Annotated in this window: 22 protein-coding genes; 7 read left to right on the plus strand and 15 right to left on the minus strand. The window is 65.6% G+C overall.

Annotation, left to right across the window (positions count from 1 at the left end; all coding sequences use genetic code 11):
- Positions 1–9 precede the first annotated feature (9 nt).
- Positions 10–465 carry an arginine repressor gene (gene argR / locus ACJ8FR_RS07125; RefSeq protein ID WP_407827935.1) on the plus strand — a complete coding sequence of 152 codons (456 nt, stop codon included), beginning with the start codon at positions 10–12 and terminating at the stop codon, positions 463–465.
- Here the strand turns inward: argR and ACJ8FR_RS07130 are convergent.
- From ACJ8FR_RS07130 to ACJ8FR_RS07145, 4 genes are all read right to left on the minus strand, one after another.
- Positions 457–1,662 (minus strand): hypothetical protein, encoded by a 1,206-nt coding sequence (locus tag ACJ8FR_RS07130; RefSeq protein ID WP_407827936.1) that lies wholly within the window; start codon positions 1,660–1,662, stop codon positions 457–459. The genes argR and ACJ8FR_RS07130 overlap by 9 nt on opposite strands.
- Positions 1,637–3,058: an MBOAT family O-acyltransferase gene (locus tag ACJ8FR_RS07135; protein WP_407827937.1), complete on the minus strand. Its 1,422-nt coding sequence runs from the start codon at positions 3,056–3,058 to the stop codon at positions 1,637–1,639. The genes ACJ8FR_RS07130 and ACJ8FR_RS07135 overlap by 26 nt, the downstream gene beginning before the upstream one ends.
- Positions 3,059–3,193: 135 nt before the next feature.
- Positions 3,194–4,681 (minus strand): amidohydrolase family protein, encoded by a 1,488-nt coding sequence (locus ACJ8FR_RS07140; protein ID WP_407827938.1) that lies wholly within the window; start codon positions 4,679–4,681, stop codon positions 3,194–3,196.
- 80 nt (positions 4,682–4,761) lie between these two features.
- Complete coding sequence (locus ACJ8FR_RS07145) at positions 4,762–4,974, minus strand: hypothetical protein (RefSeq protein ID WP_407827939.1); 213 nt, start codon at positions 4,972–4,974, stop codon at positions 4,762–4,764.
- 177 nt (positions 4,975–5,151) lie between these two features.
- Here ACJ8FR_RS07145 and ACJ8FR_RS07150 point away from each other — a divergent pair, with 177 nt between their 5' ends.
- Together ACJ8FR_RS07150 and ACJ8FR_RS07155 are read left to right on the plus strand one after the other, a co-directional pair.
- On the plus strand, positions 5,152–5,934 hold the full coding sequence (locus ACJ8FR_RS07150; RefSeq protein ID WP_407827940.1) for a nucleotidyltransferase: 783 nt from the start codon (positions 5,152–5,154) through the stop codon (positions 5,932–5,934).
- Positions 5,924–6,652 (plus strand): metallophosphoesterase, encoded by a 729-nt coding sequence (locus tag ACJ8FR_RS07155; protein ID WP_407827941.1) that lies wholly within the window; start codon positions 5,924–5,926, stop codon positions 6,650–6,652. Before ACJ8FR_RS07150 ends, ACJ8FR_RS07155 begins: the two co-directional genes overlap by 11 nt.
- Here the strand turns inward: ACJ8FR_RS07155 and ACJ8FR_RS07160 are convergent.
- From ACJ8FR_RS07160 to paaI, 8 genes are read right to left on the minus strand one after another with little or no spacing between them, the layout of a single operon-like run.
- The gene (locus ACJ8FR_RS07160) at positions 6,649–7,839 is read right to left on the minus strand and encodes a dihydrolipoamide acetyltransferase family protein (RefSeq protein WP_407827942.1); all 1,191 of its coding nucleotides are present in this window, start codon (positions 7,837–7,839) and stop codon (positions 6,649–6,651) included. The two genes, ACJ8FR_RS07155 and ACJ8FR_RS07160, sit on opposite strands and share 4 nt — an antisense overlap.
- Before the next feature lie 15 nt (positions 7,840–7,854).
- On the minus strand, positions 7,855–9,912 hold the full coding sequence (locus ACJ8FR_RS07165) for a transketolase C-terminal domain-containing protein (protein ID WP_407827943.1): 2,058 nt from the start codon (positions 9,910–9,912) through the stop codon (positions 7,855–7,857).
- A 2-nt stretch (positions 9,913–9,914) separates the two neighbouring features.
- Positions 9,915–11,114 carry an aromatic amino acid transaminase gene (locus ACJ8FR_RS07170; RefSeq protein WP_407827944.1) on the minus strand — a complete coding sequence of 400 codons (1,200 nt, stop codon included), beginning with the start codon at positions 11,112–11,114 and terminating at the stop codon, positions 9,915–9,917.
- Between the two features lie 19 nt (positions 11,115–11,133).
- Positions 11,134–12,207, minus strand: coding sequence for a 2Fe-2S iron-sulfur cluster-binding protein (locus ACJ8FR_RS07175; RefSeq protein ID WP_407827945.1), 1,074 nt, complete (start codon positions 12,205–12,207; stop codon positions 11,134–11,136).
- Positions 12,208–12,215: 8 nt separating this feature from the next.
- Positions 12,216–13,025 (minus strand): 1,2-phenylacetyl-CoA epoxidase subunit PaaC, encoded by an 810-nt coding sequence (gene paaC, locus ACJ8FR_RS07180; protein WP_407827946.1) that lies wholly within the window; start codon positions 13,023–13,025, stop codon positions 12,216–12,218.
- Complete coding sequence (gene paaB, locus ACJ8FR_RS07185; RefSeq protein ID WP_407827947.1) at positions 13,025–13,309, minus strand: 1,2-phenylacetyl-CoA epoxidase subunit PaaB; 285 nt, start codon at positions 13,307–13,309, stop codon at positions 13,025–13,027. Before paaB ends, paaC begins: the two co-directional genes overlap by 1 nt.
- Complete coding sequence (gene paaA, locus ACJ8FR_RS07190) at positions 13,306–14,286, minus strand: 1,2-phenylacetyl-CoA epoxidase subunit PaaA (protein ID WP_407827948.1); 981 nt, start codon at positions 14,284–14,286, stop codon at positions 13,306–13,308. The genes paaB and paaA overlap by 4 nt, the downstream gene beginning before the upstream one ends.
- 32 nt (positions 14,287–14,318) lie before the next feature.
- The gene (gene paaI, locus ACJ8FR_RS07195) at positions 14,319–14,744 is read right to left on the minus strand and encodes a hydroxyphenylacetyl-CoA thioesterase PaaI (protein WP_407827949.1); all 426 of its coding nucleotides are present in this window, start codon (positions 14,742–14,744) and stop codon (positions 14,319–14,321) included.
- Between the two features lie 26 nt (positions 14,745–14,770).
- Here paaI and paaG point away from each other — a divergent pair, with 26 nt between their 5' ends.
- The gene (gene paaG, locus ACJ8FR_RS07200; protein ID WP_407827950.1) at positions 14,771–15,550 is read left to right on the plus strand and encodes a 2-(1,2-epoxy-1,2-dihydrophenyl)acetyl-CoA isomerase PaaG; all 780 of its coding nucleotides are present in this window, start codon (positions 14,771–14,773) and stop codon (positions 15,548–15,550) included.
- Here the strand turns inward: paaG and ACJ8FR_RS07205 are convergent.
- The gene (locus ACJ8FR_RS07205) at positions 15,547–16,503 is read right to left on the minus strand and encodes a threonine/serine dehydratase (RefSeq protein WP_407827951.1); all 957 of its coding nucleotides are present in this window, start codon (positions 16,501–16,503) and stop codon (positions 15,547–15,549) included. The genes paaG and ACJ8FR_RS07205 overlap by 4 nt on opposite strands.
- A gap of 89 nt (positions 16,504–16,592) precedes the next feature.
- Between ACJ8FR_RS07205 and ACJ8FR_RS07210 the strand changes: the two genes are divergently transcribed.
- Positions 16,593–16,745 (plus strand): DUF3309 family protein, encoded by a 153-nt coding sequence (locus ACJ8FR_RS07210; RefSeq protein WP_407827952.1) that lies wholly within the window; start codon positions 16,593–16,595, stop codon positions 16,743–16,745.
- A gap of 7 nt (positions 16,746–16,752) precedes the next feature.
- On the opposite strand, the gene ACJ8FR_RS07215 is transcribed toward ACJ8FR_RS07210, so the two are convergent.
- Complete coding sequence (locus ACJ8FR_RS07215; protein WP_407827953.1) at positions 16,753–17,772, minus strand: phosphotransferase family protein; 1,020 nt, start codon at positions 17,770–17,772, stop codon at positions 16,753–16,755.
- On the minus strand, positions 17,769–19,004 hold the full coding sequence (locus ACJ8FR_RS07220; RefSeq protein ID WP_407827954.1) for an acyl-CoA dehydrogenase family protein: 1,236 nt from the start codon (positions 19,002–19,004) through the stop codon (positions 17,769–17,771). Before ACJ8FR_RS07220 ends, ACJ8FR_RS07215 begins: the two co-directional genes overlap by 4 nt.
- Positions 19,005–19,049: 45 nt before the next feature.
- Between ACJ8FR_RS07220 and ACJ8FR_RS07225 the strand changes: the two genes are divergently transcribed.
- Together ACJ8FR_RS07225 and paaZ are read left to right on the plus strand one after the other, a co-directional pair.
- Positions 19,050–19,802: an SDR family NAD(P)-dependent oxidoreductase gene (locus ACJ8FR_RS07225; RefSeq protein ID WP_407827955.1), complete on the plus strand. Its 753-nt coding sequence runs from the start codon at positions 19,050–19,052 to the stop codon at positions 19,800–19,802.
- Positions 19,803–19,845: 43 nt separating this feature from the next.
- On the plus strand, positions 19,846–21,867 hold the full coding sequence (paaZ, locus tag ACJ8FR_RS07230) for a phenylacetic acid degradation bifunctional protein PaaZ (protein WP_407827956.1): 2,022 nt from the start codon (positions 19,846–19,848) through the stop codon (positions 21,865–21,867).
- Position 21,868: the final 1 nt, after the last annotated feature.

Genomic DNA, 21,868 nt, shown 5'->3' on the forward strand with positions numbered 1-21,868 from the left:
TTCATGCGCATGACCGATTTGAAGGAACGCAGGCAGCGAACGATCGCGGAGCTCATCCGTTCGAACGCGCTGTCGAGTCAGGAAGACCTTGCCGACCGCCTTGGTTCCCTCGGCTTCGCAGCGACCCAGGCCACAATTTCGCGCGACCTCGAGCAACTGGGGGCGGTCAAAATCCGCCGCGATGGTCAGTCTAGCTATGCATTGCCCGAAACGGCGCGAAATGCGCCGTCCCCGCGCCTCGCCACCGTCCTCCGCGATTGGGTCCAGTCGATCGAGCCGGCCGGCACGATGGTCGTGATCAGGACTCCACCCGGCTCGGCGCACCTGGTCGGCGTCGCCCTCGACAACAGCGATCTTTCGGAAATCGTCGGCACGATCTGCGGCGACGACACGATCTTCGTCGCGTGCCGTTCGGTCGCCGAAGCGGCGGCGCTGTCGTCAAAGCTCGGCGGCGAGCTACAGTGACGCGATATTCTGCGGCACGCAGTCGGCGCGAGCGAGCGGCTTGGGCGCGTCGGCGCGCAGCTTCAGGCGCGGTGTGAGCTCCACCAGGCGCCGAACATAAGCGTCGGTGAACACGGCCGCGCATTTGCGGCTGAGATGCGAATATTCGGGAATCGCCAGGTCCTGAGCCTGCGGCAGGTCGTCAGTGTGGATGCCCTTGGCATTCGCCCCGGCCAGAAGCCGATCCCAACCGAGGTTGCGCGGAAGGCTATGGTCCTCATTCACGCGCAGCTGCGGGGCGGAGGGAGGTCGAATAAAGATGACATCGCCGCCCCGGGCGCGGATCCGCCGCACCGCCTCGGCGCTGTGCGCGATGACCCGTTGGACAACGAACGGTGGAATCGTCGGCCCCTTGAACCCGTGCCATGCATAGCGCGCATGCGTCTGCAGGTAGCCGGGTTTTTCGATCTGATCCCACATGAAATATTGGCGGCCCGAAGAGACTTCCGAGAGCTTCCAAACATCGTCATATGGGCTGTCGGCACCCTTGCGCCAGCCGTGGTCGAACCGCGGCAGCATCAGGCTCAGCCGGTGGTCCGAGTCCATGAATGCCAGATAATTCTGCAGCCAACGGTCGAGCCACAGGCCCGTAAGCTGCGAAGGTTTGCCATTCTTTTCATAGTTGTGAACGGCGGTGGCCGCGAGGCCGATTCCGGGCCGTCCGAAATAGATCACATCCGCCATGCCCACGATTAGAAGGCCATGAAAGTTCGGGTCGTTGGCGAAATGCTCGAGCAAGGTTCGGCTGTTGGTGCCGACATGGCTGACCTGCACCGGCCGCACGCCGGTCATCGCCTGAAACCGGGCGAGGTCGGTGTCGAACAGGATCCGGCTGTCGCCGACGATCGCCACCTGAGCGTGGTCGGCGGCACGGCGCGCCTCCCCCCAGGCCTGCGGGCTGTCGTCGATGTCCCCGGCGCGCAGGCCGAGATTCATCCGAGAGTTCCACTCCCACGCAGCTGTCATCAGCGTCACGGCACAGAATACCGACACGCCCATCTTGACCCACGGACGCGTCGGGATGTCACGCGTCGGGACCGGCTGCGCCTGGCCGGGGCGGTTTGCCGCAGTCTGCCGAAGCCCAGCCGGAAGCGCGCCCTCGCGGACGCCGCGGACCTCGGCCTTGTGCGCCTCAGAATGCGAAATAGATGAAGGCACTGCCCTGCCCCTGCTCGACGATGACTGCGAACAGCAGCATCGTCCAAATGCCCGCGATCGCGATCGATGGCGTGCGCTCGACCACCGCTTCGAGCGTAGTGTTGCGCATCGCCACGTGGGTTGCGAAGATGCCCGAGACGATGACCATCGCGATGATCATTGGCCCGTAGGCGATCAGGAGATCGGGTTTGTCCTGCATGCCGGCCATTCCCTTCAGCACCAGGCCGGCCCCCGCGAACGTCTTCGCGCGGAAGAAGACCCAGGTGACGTTGACGAGGAGAAACGTCAGCAGCGCGAGCCCGAGGATCGACGTCCGCCCCGGCGTGAAGCCCCTGAAGCGTCCCTTCAGCCAGCGTTCGATCGACAAATAGAGCCCGTGCAGCCCGCCCCAGACGACAAAGGTCCAGTTAGCACCGTGCCACAAGCCGCCAAGCAGCATCGTGCCCATCAGCGCCGCATAGGTCCGCGCCTGGCCGTGCTTGTTTCCGCCCAACGGAATGTAGAGATAGTCCCGTAGCCAACTCGACAGCGTGATGTGCCACCGGCGCCAGAAGTCCGAAAAGCCGACCGCGCCGTACGGGAAACGAAAATTGTCCGGCATCGCGAAACCGAGGCACAGAGCGACCCCGATCGCCGAGGTCGAATAGCCAGCGAAGTCGCAGAAGATCTGTCCCGCGAAGGCGAGCGTCGCGACCCAGCTGTCGAGCATGCCGGGCATCTTTCCGGGTGCGTCGTAAACCGCTTCGACCACCGGCGCGAGGAAGCCGTCGGCGAGCACCACCTTCTGGAATAGGCCGAGGGTCAGCAGCGCGAGCCCGAAAAAGATCTGGTTGGTCCTGGCCTGCCGCGGCTCGTCGAACTGCGGGACGAGCTCGGTCGGGCGCATGATCGGGCCCGCCACCAGATGGGGGAAGAAGGTCACGAACAGCGCATAATTGAGGAAGCTCCCCGCCGGCGCCGAGCGCCTGAGGTACACGTCGAGCGTGTAGGACAGCGTCGCGAACGTATAGAAGCTTATCCCGACGGGGAGCACGATGTCCCAGCCGGGCGGGTGATAGATGATCCCGAGCGAACCGGCGATCGTCACGAAATTGCTCAACAGGAAGCCACCGTACTTGAAGTAGCCGAGCATGCCGAGGTTCACGACGACGCTGGTCAGCATCCACATTTTGCGCGTCCGCTCGCGCTTGGCCCGGACCATCCATTGCGCGGCCCACCAGTCGACCACGGTCGAGACCCACAGCAGGATCACGAACGGTGGGTTCCACGCGGCGTAAAACAGATAGGACGCGATCATCAGATTGATCTTCTTCTGATGCCACGAGAAGAAGGGCGCGTAGTGAAGCGCCATCACGATCGCGAAAAAGACCAGGAAGGTCAGCGAATTGAAGATCATCGGACGCCAATTCGGCGTGCCGTCGCCCCGACATTCATCCAGCGCCCCCGCTGCTGTACGCACCCGGCCGCCAAGGACTCAGCGGCTCGAAGGCGGTGAGGTTACACTGCGGTTAACCTGGCGCAAGTCAAAGGATCAATACTCGCCGAAGCGGCCCTTCACCGACTGGATCAGCTTGGCGCTGTCATAGCCGACGCCGTCCTTGAACACGAGGATCACATTCTCGACGTCGTTGATGTTCATTGCCGGGTTGCCGTGCACGATGAACAGGTCGGCATTCTTGCCCGCGGCGATCGAGCCGATGCGGTCCGTCAGCCCGAGATAGGTCGCGCCGTTGAGAGTCGCGATCTTGATCGCCTCGAGCGGCGTGAAGCCCGCCTCGACAAGCAGCTCGAGCTCGCGCTGGTCGCCGAAGCCCGGAATCACGCCGCCGTTACCGGTCGGGTCGGGCCCGGCGAGCAATAGCCCGCCCGCCGCGACGAACCGCCGCTCGAGACCCAGATCGTTCTTATACCCGAGGGCGGCTTTATCGCCCCGCGGGGTCCCGGCACGGCTGGCGGTCAGGTTGCGCAGGTAAAGATAAGATTCCTTCGCCTGCGGAGTCAGCACGTCCATCTGGCGGGCCTGCAACGGCGCGTGAAGCGGCACGCCCTGCTCGAACACCGGCAGCGTTGAGGTCAGCGCGACGTGGCGGTCGACCAGCAATCTGATCAATGCATTCGCCTGCGGGCTGCCCGGCGTCATCGCCTCGATCGTCGGATTGCCCACCGTGTCGGGGCATTTATCGAGCTGCTTGCCCGGATCGAGCTGCGTGTTGACGAAGAACCCATGCTCGAGATTATCGATCCCGAGCGCGACCGCCTCGGGATATGAGACCGAGCAAAGGTGGCCGGTGAGTTTCAGCCCACGCCGGTGGGCTTCCTTGATCGCAGCGCCGAGCTCGGCGCGCGAAATGTTCATATAGGCCTTGAATGAGTTCACCCCCTGATCGGCCCAGAAGGCGACCTCGCGCCGGGCGTCCTCGGGCGAGGTGATCTGGTGGTTCTGGATGAAGAAAGCGCCCGGCCCTTCGAGATACGGGCCGGTCACGTCGAGGTGCGGCCCGACCAGATGCCCGGCGTCGATCTCTCGCTTCAACGCGAGGTCGGTGTATGGCTCGACGCTACCGGTCGTCCGCATCGTGGTCACGCCGTTGGCGAGGTACAGCCGGGGCGCGCTGAAGGTCATTTGCGGAACGATGATCGGCTGCTCGGAATGGCCCGCCGCATCGATGTTCGGCCGCTGCAAATAGAACAGATGATTGTGCATGCCGACAAGGCCCGGCAGCGCCGTTTGGCCGGTACCGTCGAGCGTCCGATATCCGGCCGGAACGGGCGCGCCGGGCGGCAATATTGCCGCGATCTTCGCGCCGTCGATCAACAAGGTCGCGCCCTCGATCGGCGCCGCACCGGTCCCGTCGATAATCCGCAAATGCTGGATCGCGATCTGTCCCGCCGGGACATGCACGTAAGGTTGAACGTCAGGGCCCAGCTCGGCCGCCGGCGGCGCGAGCACGGGCGCGGCGGCCAGAGCGGGTGCGTAAGCAAGGACGGCCGCGGCGGCGGCAAGCAGGCGCCAGTTCATTCGGAGCGTTCCTTTTGTCGACGCACGTTCGCTAGCACGCAGCGCCCACAGCGGAAAAGCGCCCAATCCAAGGTTCCGATCTAGCGGATCCGGACGCTGGCCAATTCACTCTCGAGCTGTTCGACGAGCTCGGCGACCGGCTCGCCGAGCGGCCCGGCGTCGACGCGGCGACCGTGTTCGAGCACGCCTCGCCAATGGTTCATCGTGTCCTTGTGGACCGGCCGCCCGCGCCAACGGCGGGCGCTGACTATCGCGGACATGAGGTTGGAGCGGATGCTGCCTTCGATCTTCATGCTCTGCTCCGCAAGTGTAAGCGGGAGCACAGGGAGTCTCTCAGCCGCGCGACAGCCTACGGGACAGTTATTCGCGCGATGCGATGTCCCTAGCACAGGTCGCCCACACGACCTAAACGGGGGTGCCGAGGCGGTCGCGGCAAGGGAACCGCCCGTCACCCCTCCCGTTTGAGCGGCGTGGACAATGTGCACACCCTGGAGCGCAAGGCCCCGCTGATCAAGCCGCCGCCGGTCGCGGAGGCCTTCTATTCCGAGGTCCTGCAACTGATGGCCAAGTCGGAAATCCCGTTCCTGGTTTCCGGCACCTACGCGCTGGCCAGCTACACCGGGATCGACCGGCCGACCAAGGACGTTGACGTCTTCGCCAAGGCCGGCGACGCGCTGAAAATGCTCCATTATTTCAAAGAACACGGGTTTGACGTCGAGATTGTCGACGAGCGCTGGCTATACCGAGTGACGCGCGGCGAGCTGTTCGCCGACATCATCACGAACATGCCAACGGTGACGACTCACGTCACCGACGAGTGGTTCGTCGGTGCGCCCGAGGCCGAGCTGTTCGGAGCAAAGGTGAGGCTGGTCCCGCCGACGCAGTTCATCTGGTCGAAAATCTTCGTCCAGGATCACCACCGTTACGACATGGCCGACGTCGCGCACATGATCCTGAAGTGCCATGACGCGGTCAACTGGAAGCAGCTCCTGAGCCACATGGAGCTCTACTGGGAGGTGCTGCTGACGGCGCTTCTCAATTTCCGCTTCGTCTATCCGAGCGAACGCCACGTGATACCGCGCTGGTTGATGGACGAGCTGCTCGAACGGCTGCGCGACCAATATGATGTGAAGGGACCCGGCAAAAAGGTGTGCCGCGGCCGCATCTTCTCGCCGCGCGACTATGCGATGGATGTCGAAAAGTGGGGCTTCTCTGACGCGGTCGGCAATCTCGAAGAGCAATATGGCGAGTAGCAACGGCCCGCTGCGCATTGCGGCGATCGGCGACCTCCACGTCCAGGAAGACAGCGTCGCGCCCTATCGCGAGATGTTCACGGAGATTTCCAATCACGCCGACGTGCTGCTGCTGTGCGGGGACCTCACTAATTTCGGGAAGACGACCGAGGCCGAGATCCTCGCCGACGACATCAAATCGTGCTCGGTTCCCGTGTTGGGCGTACTCGGCAACCACGATTACGAGTGCGGCCAGCCGGAGAAAGTCGTCGAAGTTCTGCGCGGCGCAGGAATGACCATACTCGACGAGCAGGCGCACGAGATCGACGGCGTCGGCTTCGCCGGGGTCAAGGGCTTCATGGGCGGCTATGGCCGCGGCGAGCTAGCGCCATTCGGCGAGCCGATCGCGAAGCTCTTCGTCGATGAGGCGATGAACGAAGCGCGCAAGCTCGAAAACCAGCTACGAACCTTGCGCACCGAGCGCAGCGTCGCGGTGCTGCATTACTCGCCGATCGAAGGCACGATCGAAGGGGAGCCGCAAGCGATCCACCAATATCTCGGCTCGCAGCGCCTGTGCGATCCGATCGATCGCTTCGACCATGTGAAGGCGGTGGTGCACGGCCACGCTCACCACGGCACCTACGAAGGCCGCACACCGCTGGGCAAGCCGGTCTACAATGTCGCGCAATTCGTGCTTCGCGAGAAGTTCGGCAGGCCTTACGCGCTGCTGGAGGTCTAGGCTCGCGGCCAGCCTTCAAGGATTTCGACGAAGCGCGTCAGCCAGGCGTTGGTCTGGTGCCCGTCGACGACGCGGTGGTCGATGGTCAGCGTCACATAGGCCATCGGCAGGATGAGCATCGCGTCCTCTCCGTCCACTTCGCGCACCACCACGCGCTTCTCGAGTTTGCCGACGCCGAGGATCGCGGCCTGGCCCTGGTGAAGGATGATCGGCGCGGCGAGCAGCGAGCCCGACACGCCGTGGTTGGAAATGGTGAAGCTGCCGCCGGCAACGTCGGAGCGTTCGAGCTTGCCGTCGCGGGCGCGGCGGGTGAGGTCGTCGAGCTTTGCGCCGATTTGTTCGAGGCTGAGCGAACCAGCGTCCTTGACCACCGGGACGACTAGGCCCTTCTCGCCGAGCGCCGTGCCGACGCCGATGTCTATGGTCGGCGAGATCGCAATCCGGTCCTTTTCCCATCGGCCGTTGATCGCCGGCGCGACCGACATCGCTTGGGCCGCCGCTTTGACGATGTAGGCGGTGTAGCTGAGCTTCTGCCCGCGCGCCGCCATCGCCGCCTTGTGCGCCGCGACGGCGGAGAAATCGGCCTCGAATACGGCGGTGACATGCGGCTGTTCCGCGACGGCGCGGGCCATGTTTTCGGCGATCGCCAGGCGCATCCGGTCGTGCGGGATGTCCTGCGGTGAGAATTGCCGTGGCTGAGCGGTGGCCGGTTCGCCGACGCTGACCACGGTCGCGGAGGCAACCGCGCGATCGACGTCCTCGCGCGTGACGCGGCCGTCACGGCCGGTGCCGTGGATGCGTGACGCGTCGATCCCGTGCTCCAGGCATGCGCGGCGGACGGACGGGCTCAGGCGCGTTTCATGATGCAGACTGTTCCCCGGCGAAGGCCGGGGCCCAGGCTCCTCTTGTTTGAGCTGGACCCCTGCCTTCGCAGAGGTACGCGCAGTGCCAACACCGTCCGTCTCGATCCGTGCCAGCAGCGCGCCGGGCACCGCCTCCGCGTCCGTATCGAGGATGATCTCGGCGAGCACCCCCGCGGCCGGTGCCGGAACCTCCTGCGTGACCTTGTCGGTCTCAAGCTCGACCAGCGGATCGTTCTCCGCGACCGCGTCGCCGATCTGCTTGAGCCAGGCGCGGACGACCGCTTTGGTTCCTTCCTGCTCGTCGGGAACGCGAACTTCGATCATTTGGCCTCGATCACGTCAAAACCCCACCAGCCGCTCGATCTCGGCGCGGATGCTCGCCGGGCTCGGCAGCGCCCACTCCATCAGCTTCGGGTGATGCGGGCTCGGGATGTCGGGCATCGTCACGCGGGCGACCGGCGCGTCGAGGTCGAGGAAGGCCTCGTCGGCAATCACCGCGGCGATTTCCGCGCCAAAGCCGCCGGTGCGGAGGTCTTCGTGGACGATCAGGCAGCGGCGGGTGCGGCGGACGCTGTCGAGCACCATCTCACGGTCCCACGGCATCAGCGTCCGAAGGTCGATCACGTCGGCGCTGAAACCCTCGGCCGCGGCCTCGCAGCGCGGCACCATCGCGCCCCAGGTGACGATGGTGATCTGATCGCCTTCGCGCGTCTTCTTCGCACGGCCGAACGGCAGTACGAACTCGTCGCCCGGCCACGGCCGCCGCGCCCAGCTGTCGTCGAGCATCGCGCGATGCTCGAAGAACAGGACAGGGTCATTGCCGCGGAGGCTTCCGCGCAGCAGCCCGACGGCGTCATCCGCGTTCGACGGCACCGCGACCTTCCAGCCCGGATTATGGACGAACTCGACCTCGTTAGTCATCGAGTGCCACGGGTCGCCGCATTTGAAGAAGCCGCCCGGCACGCGCAGGACCATCGGCGCGGCGAAGCGGTTGTTGGTGCGCCAGCGCATCGTCCCGCAATCGTGGATCTGCTCGGTCGCCGGCTCGGCATATTTGCGGAACTGGATCTCGGGGACCGGCATCAGGCCGGCGAGCGCCATGCCGACCGCGCGGCCGACGATGCCCTCCTCATTCAGCGAAGTGTCGAATACCCGCTCGACGCCAAACTTCTCTTGCAGGCCCAAGGTCACCGCGTGGACTCCGCCCTTGGGGCCGACATCCTCGCCGAACACCAGCAGTCGCGGGTTGGCTGCCAGCTCCTGGTCGAGCACGCGACGGATCGCGGTGACCATGTTGAGGCGCTGGCCTGCGCCGGCCGCCTCGTCGGTCGAGGGCGGCGGCGCGTACCCGCCGTTCCACAGGCCGCCGACCTGCTGCAGCTCGCCTTCGTAAAATACGTTCCTGGTCACGTTCTCGGGGGAAGAGACGCCACGTGCCTCGGCTTCGGCGACCGCGGCCTGGACCTGCCACGCCGTTTCTCGCTCCAGGTCCGCCCAGGCATCGTCGCCGACCTGTCGCTTGGCACAGAAGGCTTTGAGCTTGGGCAGCGGATCACTCGCCCATTCCGCCTCGACCTCGGCCTCGCTCTTGTAGGTCTGGGTGTCCTGGAAGCTGTGGCCTTCGAGGCGGGGTACGGTCAGCCGCAGCATGGCGGGCGTCCGCTTCGCGCGCACATGCGCCACGGCCTCGTGAATCAGGCGCGACGCCTCCAGCGGGTCGGTGCCGTCGCCGTTGAAGATCGTCAGGCCGGAGAAGCTTGCGAGGTTGGCGGCAATGTCCTTGCCCGGCGTCTGATAATCCGACGGGACGGATATGCCGTAGCCATTGTCCTCGATGTAGATGAGCAGCGGCAATTGTTGAGTCGTGGCAATAGTTAGCGCCGACCAAAATCCCCCGGTGGCGCAACTCGCGTCGCCCCCGAGCACCACGGCAATCGCGTCTTCCGGTCCCTCTTCCAAGACCTTGCGTTTGTAGGCGATCGCCTGCGCCCAGCCGGCGGCCGGCGTATATTGCGCGCCCACCCCGCCGCACATCGGCAGCGCGTGGGCGCCGCCCGGGTTCGGATAATTGAACACGACGCCGATATCGCGCCCGTCCGAATAGCCGCCGGCAAGACCCATGCCCGACCCGAGCGCATCGGCAAGCGGAACGCCGAGCGCGAGGAGCAGCGGCCGCGATCGATAATAACCGAACGCCCCGTCGCCATCCTTGAGCTGAAGCCCCAGCAGCACCTGCGCCATGTCATGGCCGCGCGCGCTGAACTGGTAGAGGATCTTCCTGGCCGGAACGAGCTCCTGCTCCTCGATCCGGTCCATCTCCCGGCTGGTCAGCACCAGCCGCGCGACCTCGCGCCAATCCACCTCTGCGGAGACCCGGCCCGGGTCGCGATCAGCCACGGTCAGTCGTCCATCGCCCCGACCACGGCGGCGATAAATCGGTCGATCTGCCCGTCGCTGAGGCCGACTACGTTGAAGCGGCCGCTGTCGGCCATGTAGATCGCTTCGTCCTGCCGCAGCTTGAGCACTTGCTCCTTGCTCAGCGGCAGCATGGAAAACATTCCGAACTGGCGTCCGATGAAGGCCAGCCGCGGGTCGGCGGCGGCGATGCGCTGACGGACTGCATTGATGCGGTCGCGCATCGCGGTGAGCTCGACGAGCCAACGCGCGCGAAGCTCAGGGTCCTCGAGGATGATGTGAACCGCCGCGGCGCCATGATCGGGCGGCATCGACCACATCTCGCGCGCGCGCTGATAGACGTGGGCCATCGCGGTCCTGGTCGCGTCGACCGACCCGGTCTTAACGAACAGCGACCCGACCCGGTCGCGATAGACGCTGAAATTCTTGTCGCAGCTTTGCGCAATCACGACCTCGTCGCAGGCGTCGAGCATCAGCCGGACGCCGAATGCATCCTCGTCGAGTCCGCGCCCAAATCCCTGGTACGCGATGTCGATCAGCGGCATGAGACCGCGATCGACGACCGCCTCCACGACCTCGCGCCACTGGTCTTCGCTGAGGTCGGCGCCAGTCGGGTTGTGACAGCATCCGTGAAGCAGCGCGACATTGCCGGGCTCGGCATCGCGCAGCGCGGCAATCATGTCCTCGAAGCGGATCGCGCCCTGCCCGCGCTCGTAATAGGGATAGTCGATCCGGCCCAGCCCGACGGCTTGGATGATCGGCGGGTGATTGGGCCAGGTCGGCGTGCCGACCAGCACCCGCGCCTGCGGGTTCGCCGTGGCGATCAGCTCGAACCCGAGCCGCAGCGCGCCGCATCCGCCCGGCGTTTGAAGGCCCGCGATGCGATCGTCGCCGGCATGATGACCGAGCAGGACCGGGCGCAGCAGCTCGGCGAAGCGCTTGTCGCCCGCGCTGCCGAGATAGGCCTTGGTCACTTGCGTATCGACGAGGCGCTGCTCGGCTTCCTTCATCACCTTGAGGATCGGCGTATTGCCCGCGTCGTCGCGGAACACGCCGACGCCGACGTCGATCTTTTCGGGCCGCGGATCGGCGTCGCACAGGGCGATCAGCGAGAGCAGCGAATCGTTCACAACGGGCGGAAGATCGGCGAGGCCTTTCGCCTTCGCGTGGGTCTGCGTCAGCATGGAAACGCGATTAGCGAAGTCACGCGTCGTAATCCACTGCGACGCCGTCGCCCAACGGGACGGACTGGCAGGTGAGGACGTAGCCGTCGGCAACCTCTTCATCGGTTAACCCGTAGCGCGCGGCCATCTCGACCTTGCCCTTGGTGACCTTTGCGCGACAGGTCGCGCACACGCCGGCCTTGCACGCGAAGGGAGCGGGAAGCCCCGCGGCGCGGGCGCTGTCGAGGATGTTACCGGCGGTGAAGGGCACGCGCCGCGTGCGGCCATCGAGCGTGACCGCGACGGTGACGCCTTCCGCCTGGCTCTGCAGCTGCGCGATTTCCTGCGCCACGGCCTCGGGCGGTCGGTCGGCGGTGAAGCGCTCGATATGGATGCGCTCCTTTGCAATATTGCGATCGAGCAAGGCACCTTCGGCGGCATCCATCATCGGACCCGGGCCACAGATGAACCAGCTGTCGACCTCGGCCGCGTCGGGCACCAGCGCGGCAATCGCCTCTTCCAGCCGCTCACGATTGAGCATGCCGTTGAACAGCTCGATGTCCTGCTCTTCCTGATCAAGGAAGTGATAGATTTCGAGCCGGTCGAGATGCTTGTCCTTCAAGCCTGCCAGCGCTTCGAGGAAGATGACCGAACTGCTGTCGCGATTGCCGTAAAGCAGGGTGAAGCGGCTGTGCGGCTCGTCATGCAGCAAGGTCCGGATCAGCGATATCACCGGCGTGATTCCCGAGCCTCCGGCAATGCCGACCAGACGGCGCCGTTGCGCCGTATCGAAATTGCACGTGAAGCTGCCGTGGGGCGGCATGACATCGATCATGTCGCCGGGCTTCAGATGATCGCCCGCCCAATTCGAAAAGAGCCCGCCGCCGATGCGCTTGACGGTCACCATCCAGTCGCCGTCAGCGGGCGCGGTGCATAGCGAGTAATTCCGCCGCACTTCCTCACCGTCGATGATTGCGCGCAGGGTCAGATGCTGGCCGGCCTTGAACGCGAAGCGCGTCCGCAGCTCGGCCGGGATTTCGAAGCGGATCGAGTTGGCCTCGACGGTCTCGGAGACCACGTCGGCGACCCGGAGCGCGTGGAAATGCTCGGCCACGCCGGCGCCTACCAGGTCGCGTCGGGATAAGTGCGCGGCAGGAACTGCATCACCGCGAGCAAATGCCCGAGATGCTCGCTGTGGTGGCCGCGGCGTCCGCCGAGGATCGGGCGCTGATCGGCGGGCGCTTCGAGCTGCGCGTCGGCGAGTATTCCGCCAATCGCCAAACGATATTCCTGCTCGAACTGCGGCGGATCCGGGGCGACGCCAGCATCAATCGCCGCCTGCAGCGTCTCGTCGACCTCGAACAGCTCGGGGACGAAGCGCCAGCACCAATCGAGCCCATCGGCCATGCGCCGGGCACTTTCCTCGGTCCCGTCGCCGAGCCGCACCGTCCACTCGCTCGCAAGATCGCGGTGATAGGCGACTTCCTTGACCGCTTTGTGCGCGAAGTCTGCGAGGAATTTGTCGCTCGACTGCGTTAGCCGCTGCAGAAGCATGTGCTGCCAGGTCGTGTAGAGCAGGTGCCGTGCGATGGTCTGCGCGAAGTCGCCGTTGGGCTGCTCGACCAGCAGGCAGTTCTTGAAGTCGAGCACATCGCGGTGGAAGGCGAGCCGGTCGCCGTCACCGGCCTCGCCCAGCAGCAGCGTCGCCTGGCCGATTTGGTCGAGCGCGAGGTTGGCGAGGCTGATGTCGACCTCGAGCACTGGGCCGTGCCCGCACCATTCGCCGAGCCGCTGGCCGAGCACCAGAGCGTCATCGCCGAGGCGCAGGAGATAATCGTAGTGTGCGGGATCGCGTTCGCCAGCCGCGGGCGCGTCGAACGCACCCGCGCCGGTCGCTCCCTTCGGCACATCGATCGGCGGCAACGACGCCATCAGATGTGCTTCACCTCATCGGGGATGTCGTAGAAGGTCGGGTGGCGGTAGATCTTGCTTTCCGCCGGCTCGAACAGTTCGCCGGCCTGGTCAGGATCGGAGGCGACGATCTCGGCCGAGGGCACGACCCACAGGCTCACCCCTTCCATCCGCCGCGTGTAGGTATCGCGTGCGTGGGCGAGCGCGAGCTCCGCGTCAGGAGCATGAACGCTGCCAACGTGGCGATGAGCGAGGCCACCCTTAGAGCGGACGAATACTTCCCAGAGAGGCCAGTCACTGCTCACGCCGCCTTCCTTGCGCGGCGCTTGGCTTCATGCGCCGCAGCGGCCTCGCGCACCCAGGCGCCATTGTCCCAAGCCTCCCGGCGCGCCTTCATCCGTTCCTTGGCGACCGGGCCTTCGCCGCGCACGACGGAATAGAATTCCTCCCAGTCGACCGCACCGAAATCGTAACCACCCTTCTCCTCGCTCCACTTGAGGTCGGCGTCGGGCACCTTGAGGCCAAGGAAGTCCGCCTGGGGAACGGTGATGTCGACGAACTTCTGGCGAAGCTCGTCATTGGTCTCGCGCTTGATGCGCCAGCGCATCGACTGCGCGGTGTTGGGGCTGTCCTCATCGGGCGGGCCGAACATCATCAGGCTCGGCCACCACCAGCGGTTGAGCGCGTCCTGCGCCATCCTTTTTTGCTCCGGCGTGCCGTTGGCGAGCGCGATCATGATCTCGTAGCCCTGGCGCTGGTGGAAGCTTTCTTCCTTGCACACCCGCACCATGGCGCGGGCGTAGGGGCCGTAGCTTGTCCGCTGCAACGGCACCTGGTTCATGATCGCCGCGCCGTCGACCAGCCAGCCGATCGCGCCGATGTCGGCCCATGTCAGCGTCGGGTAATTGAAGATGGTCGAGTATTTCGCCTTACCCGAGTGCAGCGCCTCGATCATCTGCTCGCGGCTCGTGCCCAGCGTCTCCGCGGCGCAATAGAGGTAAAGGCCGTGCCCCGCCTCGTCCTGCACCTTGGCGAGCAGGATCGCCTTGCGCCGCAGCGATGGCGCGCGCGTGATCCAATTGCCCTCTGGAAGCATGCCGACGATCTCCGAATGCGCATGCTGGCTGATTTGCCGGGTGAGCGTTCGGCGATAGGCCTCCGGCATCCAGTCCTTGGGTTCGATGAACTCATCGGCCGCGACCCGGGCCTCGAATGCCTCGAGCAGCTTCGGGTCCTCGAGATTCTCGATCTTGGCGGTCTTCTGAAGCTCGGTCGTGTACATGGTGCGCGATGTAGTCCGAAGGGGCTTAACGTTCAAATCTCGACGACGGCCCCACCCAACGTCCGCGAATAGCCGGTGAACTCGGCGACGGTGCGGCCGTCGACGGTTCGGACAGCGACGCGGGTCACGCCCGCCCGGCCCTCCCGCGCCACTTCCTCGGCCTCAGCAACCAACGTCTCGCCCTCGGCGACCTTGTCTAGGAAGACAATCGAGGCCTGCGCCGCGACGCTGGCATAGTTGGCGCCGTTGCAGACGTAGGCAAAGGCCGTGTCGGCCAGCGCGAAGATCATGCCGCCATGGGCGATTCCGTGGCTGTTGAGCATGTCCGCGCGAACCACCATCGAGATACGCGCATAGTCCGCCCGCGCTTCCTCAATCGTGATGCCCCATGCTGGGCCGGTGCCCTCGCCTGCAAGCATTTCATGCGCGACCCGGTTCGCGAGTTCGTTTGCGTCCACGCCCCCTCCTTCGCTAGGCGAACGGCATGGCTTACGAGACCATCGACTTCAAGGCGGATGGGCCGATCGCCCGGATTACCCTCAACCGTCCCGATCGGCTCAACAGCTTCACCGCTCAAATGCACGGCGAGCTGCGCGATGCACTGGCTAGCCTCGGCGATGCGAGGGTCGTCGTTCTGACCGGCGCCGGGCGGGGGTTCTGCGCGGGCCAGGATCTCAACGACCGCGCCGTGCCTCCCGGGGAGACAGTCGACCTCGGCGAGACGGTCCAGCAATGCTGGAACCCGCTCATCCGGACGCTGGCGTCGCTGCCGCAGCCCGTGATTGCGCGCGTGAACGGCGTCGCCGCGGGTGCAGGCGCGAACATCGCGCTCGCCTGCGACATCGTCGTCGCGGCGAAGTCCGCCAAGTTCATCCAGAGCTTCTCGGCGATCGGGCTGATTCCCGACAGCGGCGGCACCTGGGCGCTGCCCCGGCTGGTGGGTCAGGCCCGAGCGCTCGGCCTTGCTCTGACCGGCGAGCCGCTTCCGGCCGAGAAGGCCGCTGACTGGGGCCTAATCTGGAAAGCGGTCGAGGACGATGCGCTGGACGCGGAGACCGACGCCATCGCCAACAAGCTCGCCTCGCTTCCGCCGCTCGGCCTCGCCGCGATCAAGGATATGATCCGTTCGAGCTGGCGATACAGCCTCGACGAGGAGCTCGAGCGCCAGGCGGGCGCAATGCGCCGCCTGGGCTTCACCGATGATTATCGCGAAGGTGTCGCCGCCTTCCTCGAGAAGCGCGCGCCGAACTTCACTGGCCGCTAGGCGGCGACGAGCTCGGCGAATTTCGCGAGGTCGATGTTTCCGCCCGAGACGACGCAGACAATCGGCCCGTCGCCTGCCTTGCCGGTCAGTGCCGCGGCCAGCGCCAGCGCGCCGGCGCCTTCCGCAATTACCCGTGCCTTCTCGCCGATTAGCCGCATCGCCTGACGGGTCTCGTCGAGCGTGACCGTGATCGCACCATCCACCACCGGCTCCATGCGTTGCCACATGCGGGCCGTGACGCTCTGACCACCTGCGCCGTCGACGAACGAGGCCTGCCAATCGGGAAACTTGCTCGGCCCACCCTCGCCCAGCGAATATGCGTAAGGCGCGGCGGTTTCGGGCTCGGCGCCGATCACCGTCACTTCGCTTCGCAGCGCCTTCACCGCGCTGCCGACGCCTGTAACCAGCCCGCCTCCGCCGATCGCCGCGATCACCGTTCGCACCTCGGGCAGGTCTTCGACAATCTCGAGCCCCATGGTTCCGTGGCCGGCGATGAAATCATGGTTGTCGAACGGATGGACGAACGTGCCGTCCATGCCCTCGAACGCGTGCGATTCGGCCGCGCGCCACGCGACTTCATAGGACACCGGCACGATCTTGGCGCCAAGCGCGCTCATCCGGTCGAGCTTGGTCTGCGGCGCGGTCTCGATCGCGACGATCGAACAGGGGATTCCAAAGGCGCGCGCCGCGTAGGCGACGCCCTGTCCGGCATTGCCCGCGCTGATCGTCCAGACCCCGCGGGCACGTTGCTCATCCGTCAGCCGCGCGACCGCATTGGTCGCGCCGCGGATCTTGTAGGCGTTGGTCGGCTGCAAATTCTCGAGCTTGAGGTAAATCTCCACCGCCCCCGGAAGGTCGAGCTTGACCAACGGTGTCCGCAAGACCGTGCCGGCGATGCGCTTCCGGGCGTCCTCGATGTCGCCGAGCGTAATCGGCCGGACGGGTTCGATCATTAGCTTCCCTCCCACGGGCGGTTCACCGCTGCAACCCTCCTCGCTGTCCGTTCGTTGCGCTCGGCAAACAACCACAAGAGGAGAGAGTCGTGAGCCTGATTATCGTCATCATTCTCATCCTGCTGCTCGTCGGCGCAGTGCCGCGGTGGGGCTACAGCAGGGGCTGGGGCTACGGGCCGTCCGGGCTCCTTGGCCTGATCCTGATCGTCGTCGTGATCCTGCTCCTGATGGGCCGCCTCTGACGAGCGTTTAGGCTCCTGCTTTCACGGCGAAGCTCCACGCAGCGTTGGCCAGCATCGGCACGCGCTGCGCCATCTCGGCCGCCTTGGCGTGACTTGCGGTGCCGTCGATCACACGCTTCTTGATGCCCTGGACGATCCCGGCGAGGCGGAACAGATTGTAGGCGAAATACCAGTCTAGCTGGCCGCTCACCGGCACGCCGGAGCGCGTCGAATAGCGCAGGACGATTGCGTCGAGGCTGGGGATGCCGAGCGCATCGAGATCGAGCCCCGCGAGCCCCGCGCCGCCGTCGGCCGGCATCATCCACTGCATCGCAAGGTAGGAGAAATCGGCCACCGGATCGCCGAGCGTCGCCAGTTCCCAGTCGAGGACCGCCGTCAGGGCGCCGTCGCCATCGTAGACGACATTGTCGATGCGATAGTCGCCGTGGACGATCGACGTCCGCGACTGCTCGGGCAGGGTCTCGGGAAGGAAGGCGATCAGCCGTTCCATCTCGGGGAGGTAGTCGGTTTCGGAGTCGCGGTACTGGCGCGTCCAACGCGCGACCTGGCGCTCGAAATAATTCCCCGGCTTGCCGAAGTCGGCGAGGTCGGCGGACGACGGTTCGATGTTGTGAAGATCGGCGAGCGTGTCGACCAGCTGCCAGTACATCCTCGCGCGTGTCGCCGGGTCGAAGTCAGGCAAGGCGCCGTCGGCGTAGGGTCGGCCCTTCGCCAGCTCCATCACATAGAAGATGGCGCCGACGACGCCCGGATCGTCACATAGCGCGAGCGGCTGCGGAACAGGAAAGCCGAGCGGGCTCAGAGCCGAGAGCAGGCGATATTCGCGGTCGACCGCGTGCGCCGAGGGCAAGAGCTGGCCGAAGGGCTTGCGGCGCAGCACATAGTCGCCCGAAACCGCGCTGATCTTATAGGTCGGGTTCGACTGGCCAGACGGGAATTTGGTGAGGCTGAAAGGCCCGCTGAAGCCCTCGACATTCGCTTCGAGCCAGGCGCCGAGCGCGGCTTCGTCGAGCAAGTCCGCGCTCACCGGTACTTCTTATACTCCAGCCGGGCGATGGCGCGGCGATGGACCTCGTCGGGTCCGTCGGCGAGCCGCAGCGTGCGGATCGAGGCGTATGCGCGCGCGAGGCCCGCGTCCTCCGACACGCCAGCTGCGCCGAACGCCTGGATCGCATCGTCGATGATCTTCAGCACCATGATCGGCGCGGCGACCTTGATCATCGCGATCTCGCCCTGCGCGGCCTTGTTGCCGGCGCGGTCCATCATGTCGGCGGCCTTGAGGCACAGCAGCCGCGCCATTTCGATGTCGATCCGGGCGTTGGCGATCCGCTCCTCCCAAACGCCCTGCTCGGCCAGCGTCTTGCCGAAGGCGGTACGGGACATGAGCCGCTTGACCATCGCGCCAAGCGCCTCCTCGGCCGCGCCGATGGTCCGCATGCAGTGATGAATACGGCCCGGCCCGAGGCGCCCCTGGGCGATCTCGAACCCCCTGCCCTCACCCAACAGCATGTTCGACGGCGGGACGCGGACGTCCTCGAGCTCGATTTCCATATGGCCGTGCGGCGCATCGTCATAACCGAAGACCGGCAGGTGGCGCTTGATCGTGACGCCCGGCGCATCGAGCGGCACCAGGATCATCGACTGCTGCTTGTGGGTGTCGGCATTCGGGTCGGTCTTGCCCATCAGGATCGCGACCTTGCAGCGCGGATCGCCGGCGCCGCTCGACCACCATTTGCGGCCGTTGATCACATATTCGTTGCCGCGCATCTCAATCTGGCACTTGATGTTGGTCGCGTCGGAGGAGGCGACGTCCGGCTCGGTCATCAGGAAGGCCGAGCGGATCTCGCCATCCATCAGCGGCTTCAGCCATTCGTCCTTCTGCTCACGGGTACCGTAGCGGTTGATCACCTCCATGTTCCCGGTGTCGGGCGCCGAGCAGTTGAAGACCTCCGACGACCACATGATGCGGCCCATTTCCTCGGCGCAGAAGGCATATTGGAGATTGCCGAGCGCGGGTCCGTCGAAGGCGAAGCTGTCGTCGACGGGCGTTGCGCCGTGCGACGGCGGCATGAACAGATTCCAAAGGCCTTCGCCGCGCGCTTTTTCCTTGAGCTCTTCGACGACCGAAAGCACCTTCCACCGGTCGCCCTCGCGCTGCTGAGCGTCGTAATCGGCGGTGCGCGGACGGACATTTTCGTCGATGAAGGCGCGGACGCGGTCGCGCCACTCGGTCTCGCTGGATGCAAGGCTGAAATCCATCGGCGCCGCCTATCAGCAACAATGTCAATTGGCTATGAGCCGCCGATGGACAGACTGGCAGGCAAGGTCGCGATCGTCACCGGCGCGGCATCGGGGATCGGCAAGGCAACGGTCGAGCTGTTCCGAAGCGAGGGTGCAACCGTCGTGGGCGCCGACGTCGGTGATGGCGCGGATTTCCGAGCGGATGCGGGCAGTGAAGACGCAGTGCGCAAACTCGTGGAGGAGACCGTTGCCGCGCATTCCGGACTCGACATTTTCTTTGCCAACGCCGGCATCTCCGGCGGCTTTGCGACTATCGCCGAGCAGACCGCCGCGGACTGGGCCGAGATCTTGCGCGTCAACCTGATCGGCCCGTTCCTGGCGATCAAATATGCGGGGCCGGTGATCGCCGCGCGCGGCGGCGGCTCGATCATCTGCACCGCCAGCGTCGCCGGCCTTCGTTCAGGCGCTGGCGGCGCCGCATATTCGGCGTCGAAGGCCGGCGTGATCAACCTCGTCCAAAACGCGGCGCAGCAGCTGTCGGGCTCGGGCGTCCGCGTGAACGCCATCTGCCCCGGCCTGATCGAGACCGGCATGACCAAGCCGCTCTACGAGTTGGCGCGAGCCACCGGCCGCGAAGAGCGGCTCGGCGAGCTCAATCCGCTGCAGCGCGGCGGCGAGCCTCAAGAGATTGCGCGCGCCGCTTTGTATCTCGCCTCCGACGAAGCGAGCTACGTCAACGGCGCAGCGCTGGTCGTCGACGGTGGCCTGTCGAGCAGTCACCCGACCGCCAACCGCTTCGACCTCAGGATGCTCTAAGCCGCTTGCCAAAGTGCCCGGATGAGGCGCTAGGAACGCGGCCATGAAGACTGTCCAGCTGCTCAATTACGAGCGAGACCGCTGGGTTGCGGGCGACGGCAACCTTTCCGAGATTCCGAGCGCGATCGACGGTTCCCCCGTAGCGACAACCGGGTCCGGCGGGGTCGATTTCGGCGCAATGTTGAGACACGCCCGCGAGGTTGGTGGCCCCGCGCTGCGCAATCTCACGTTTCACGAGCGCGCTCGGATGATCAAAAGCCTCGGCCAGGCGATCATGGCGCGCAAGGAGGCGCTGTACGAGCTCAATTACCTGACCGGCGCGACCCGCAAGGACGGCTGGATCGACATCGAGGGCGGCGCGGGAACGCTCTTTTCCTTCTCGTCCAAGGGCCGCCGCGAATTGCCTGACGCCCACGTCATGCTCGACGGCCAGATCGAAGGCCTATCGAAGAAAGGCACGTTCGTCGGCCAACATATCTACACCCCGCTCCACGGCGCGGCGGTGCACATCAACGCCTTCAACTTCCCCGTGTGGGGCATGCTCGAGAAGCTGGCGCCGACCCTGCTCGCGGGAGTGCCGGCGATCGTGAAGCCGGCGTCGGCGACAGCCTACCTCGCTGAAGCCGCGTTCAAGATCATGATCGAGGCGAATATCCTTCCGCCGGGTGCAATCCAGCTGATCGTCGGCGGAGTCGGCGACCTGTTCGACCATCTGATCGGCCAGGATGTCGTAAGCTTCACCGGCTCGGCCCACACGGCGCTCAAGCTCAAGTCCCATCCGACCGTCGTCAGGGAATCGGTCAGGTTCGTCGCGGAGCAAGACAGCCTCAACGCCTCGCTGCTTGGCCCCGATGCCGCGCCGGGCACGCCCGAGTTCGACCTGTTCATCAAAGAGGTTGCCACCGAGATGACGGTCAAGGCGGGGCAGAAATGCACCGCGATCCGCCGCGCAATGGCGCCCGCACAATATCTCGACGCGGTCGAGCAGGCGCTTGGCGAGCGTCTGGCCCGGACCAAAGTCGGCGACCCGCGCGCCGAGGACACGCGGATGGGCGCGCTGGTCAGCACCAGCCAGCGCGACGACGTCCGGCAGAAGATCGCCGAACTCGAAGCCGCAGGAGCGCGCATCGTCTCGGGCGATCCCAATGCCGAGCCGCCGATCCCCGGCGGCGCGTTCCTGCCGCCCGTGCTGCTGCGGACCGACGATCCGTGGAAGACCGATGCGGTGCACGATTGCGAGCCGTTCGGGCCGGTCGCGACGATCATGCCGTATCGCGACATCGCCGATGCCATCGCACTTTCGAACCGTGGCCGGGGCAGTCTGGTCCTATCGCTGTTCACTTATTCGCCCGACGCCGCGCGTGAGTTCGTCCAGGGCGCCGCCGCCTACCATGGCCGGATGCTCGTCTTGAACCGCGACAACGCCGCGGAATCTACCGGCCATGGCTCGCCACTCCCAGTGCTGGTCCATGGCGGCCCCGGCCGCGCGGGCGGTAGCGAGGAAATGGGAGGAGTGCGCGGCGTCAAACATTACATGCAGCGCACGGCGATCCAGTCGTCGCCGGCGATGATCGCCGCGATCACTGAGCAATACATCCCCGGTGCGCCCAAACACGTCATCACCGTCCACCCGTTCCGGCTGAAGATGAGCGAGCTCAACATCGGCGACACGTGGAAGACTCCAAGCCGCACGGTCACGCTCGAGGATATCGAGCATTTCGCCGAATTCACCGGCGACAAATTCTACGCCCACATGGACGAAGAGGCGGCGAAGGCCTCGCCGATCTTCGAGCGCCGTGTCGCGCACGGCTATTTGATCCTGAGCTTCGCCGCGGGGCTGTTTGTCGATCCCGATCCGGGGCCGGTGCTCGCCAATACGGGCCTTGAGAATTTGCGCTTCCTGACGCCGCTCTATCCCGGCGAATCGGTGCGGGTGGAGCTCACCGTCCGTTCGAAGTCACTCAAGAGCGAGGACACCGGCGTGGTCCGCTGGGCAGTCGAGGTGTTCAACCAGAAGGACGAGCTGGTCGCGACCTACGACCTCCTGACCGAGAACCTGCCGTAAC

Origin of the sequence: Sphingomonas sp. (genome assembly GCF_045810705.1) — a bacterium.
Classification (GTDB): Bacteria; Pseudomonadota; Alphaproteobacteria; order Sphingomonadales; family Sphingomonadaceae; genus Sphingomicrobium.

What these genes read in the sequence shown, in the direction of transcription:
- argR (WP_407827935.1), top strand. Translation starts at nt 10, where the DNA reads ATGACCGATTTGAAGGAACGCAGGCAGCGAACGATCGCGGAGCTCATC.
- ACJ8FR_RS07135 (WP_407827937.1), bottom strand. Translation starts at nt 3,058, where the DNA reads ATGATCTTCAATTCGCTGACCTTCCTGGTCTTTTTCGCGATCGTGATG.
- ACJ8FR_RS07140 (WP_407827938.1), bottom strand. Translation starts at nt 4,681, where the DNA reads ATGAACTGGCGCCTGCTTGCCGCCGCCGCGGCCGTCCTTGCTTACGCA.
- ACJ8FR_RS07145 (WP_407827939.1), bottom strand. Translation starts at nt 4,974, where the DNA reads ATGAAGATCGAAGGCAGCATCCGCTCCAACCTCATGTCCGCGATAGTC.
- ACJ8FR_RS07155 (WP_407827941.1), top strand. Translation starts at nt 5,924, where the DNA reads ATGGCGAGTAGCAACGGCCCGCTGCGCATTGCGGCGATCGGCGACCTC.
- ACJ8FR_RS07160 (WP_407827942.1), bottom strand. Translation starts at nt 7,839, where the DNA reads ATGATCGAAGTTCGCGTTCCCGACGAGCAGGAAGGAACCAAAGCGGTC.
- ACJ8FR_RS07170 (WP_407827944.1), bottom strand. Translation starts at nt 11,114, where the DNA reads ATGCTGACGCAGACCCACGCGAAGGCGAAAGGCCTCGCCGATCTTCCG.
- paaC (WP_407827946.1), bottom strand. Translation starts at nt 13,025, where the DNA reads ATGGCGTCGTTGCCGCCGATCGATGTGCCGAAGGGAGCGACCGGCGCG.
- paaA (WP_407827948.1), bottom strand. Translation starts at nt 14,286, where the DNA reads ATGTACACGACCGAGCTTCAGAAGACCGCCAAGATCGAGAATCTCGAG.
- paaG (WP_407827950.1), top strand. Translation starts at nt 14,771, where the DNA reads ATGGCTTACGAGACCATCGACTTCAAGGCGGATGGGCCGATCGCCCGG.
- ACJ8FR_RS07205 (WP_407827951.1), bottom strand. Translation starts at nt 16,503, where the DNA reads ATGATCGAACCCGTCCGGCCGATTACGCTCGGCGACATCGAGGACGCC.
- ACJ8FR_RS07220 (WP_407827954.1), bottom strand. Translation starts at nt 19,004, where the DNA reads ATGGATTTCAGCCTTGCATCCAGCGAGACCGAGTGGCGCGACCGCGTC.
- ACJ8FR_RS07225 (WP_407827955.1), top strand. Translation starts at nt 19,050, where the DNA reads ATGGACAGACTGGCAGGCAAGGTCGCGATCGTCACCGGCGCGGCATCG.
- paaZ (WP_407827956.1), top strand. Translation starts at nt 19,846, where the DNA reads ATGAAGACTGTCCAGCTGCTCAATTACGAGCGAGACCGCTGGGTTGCG.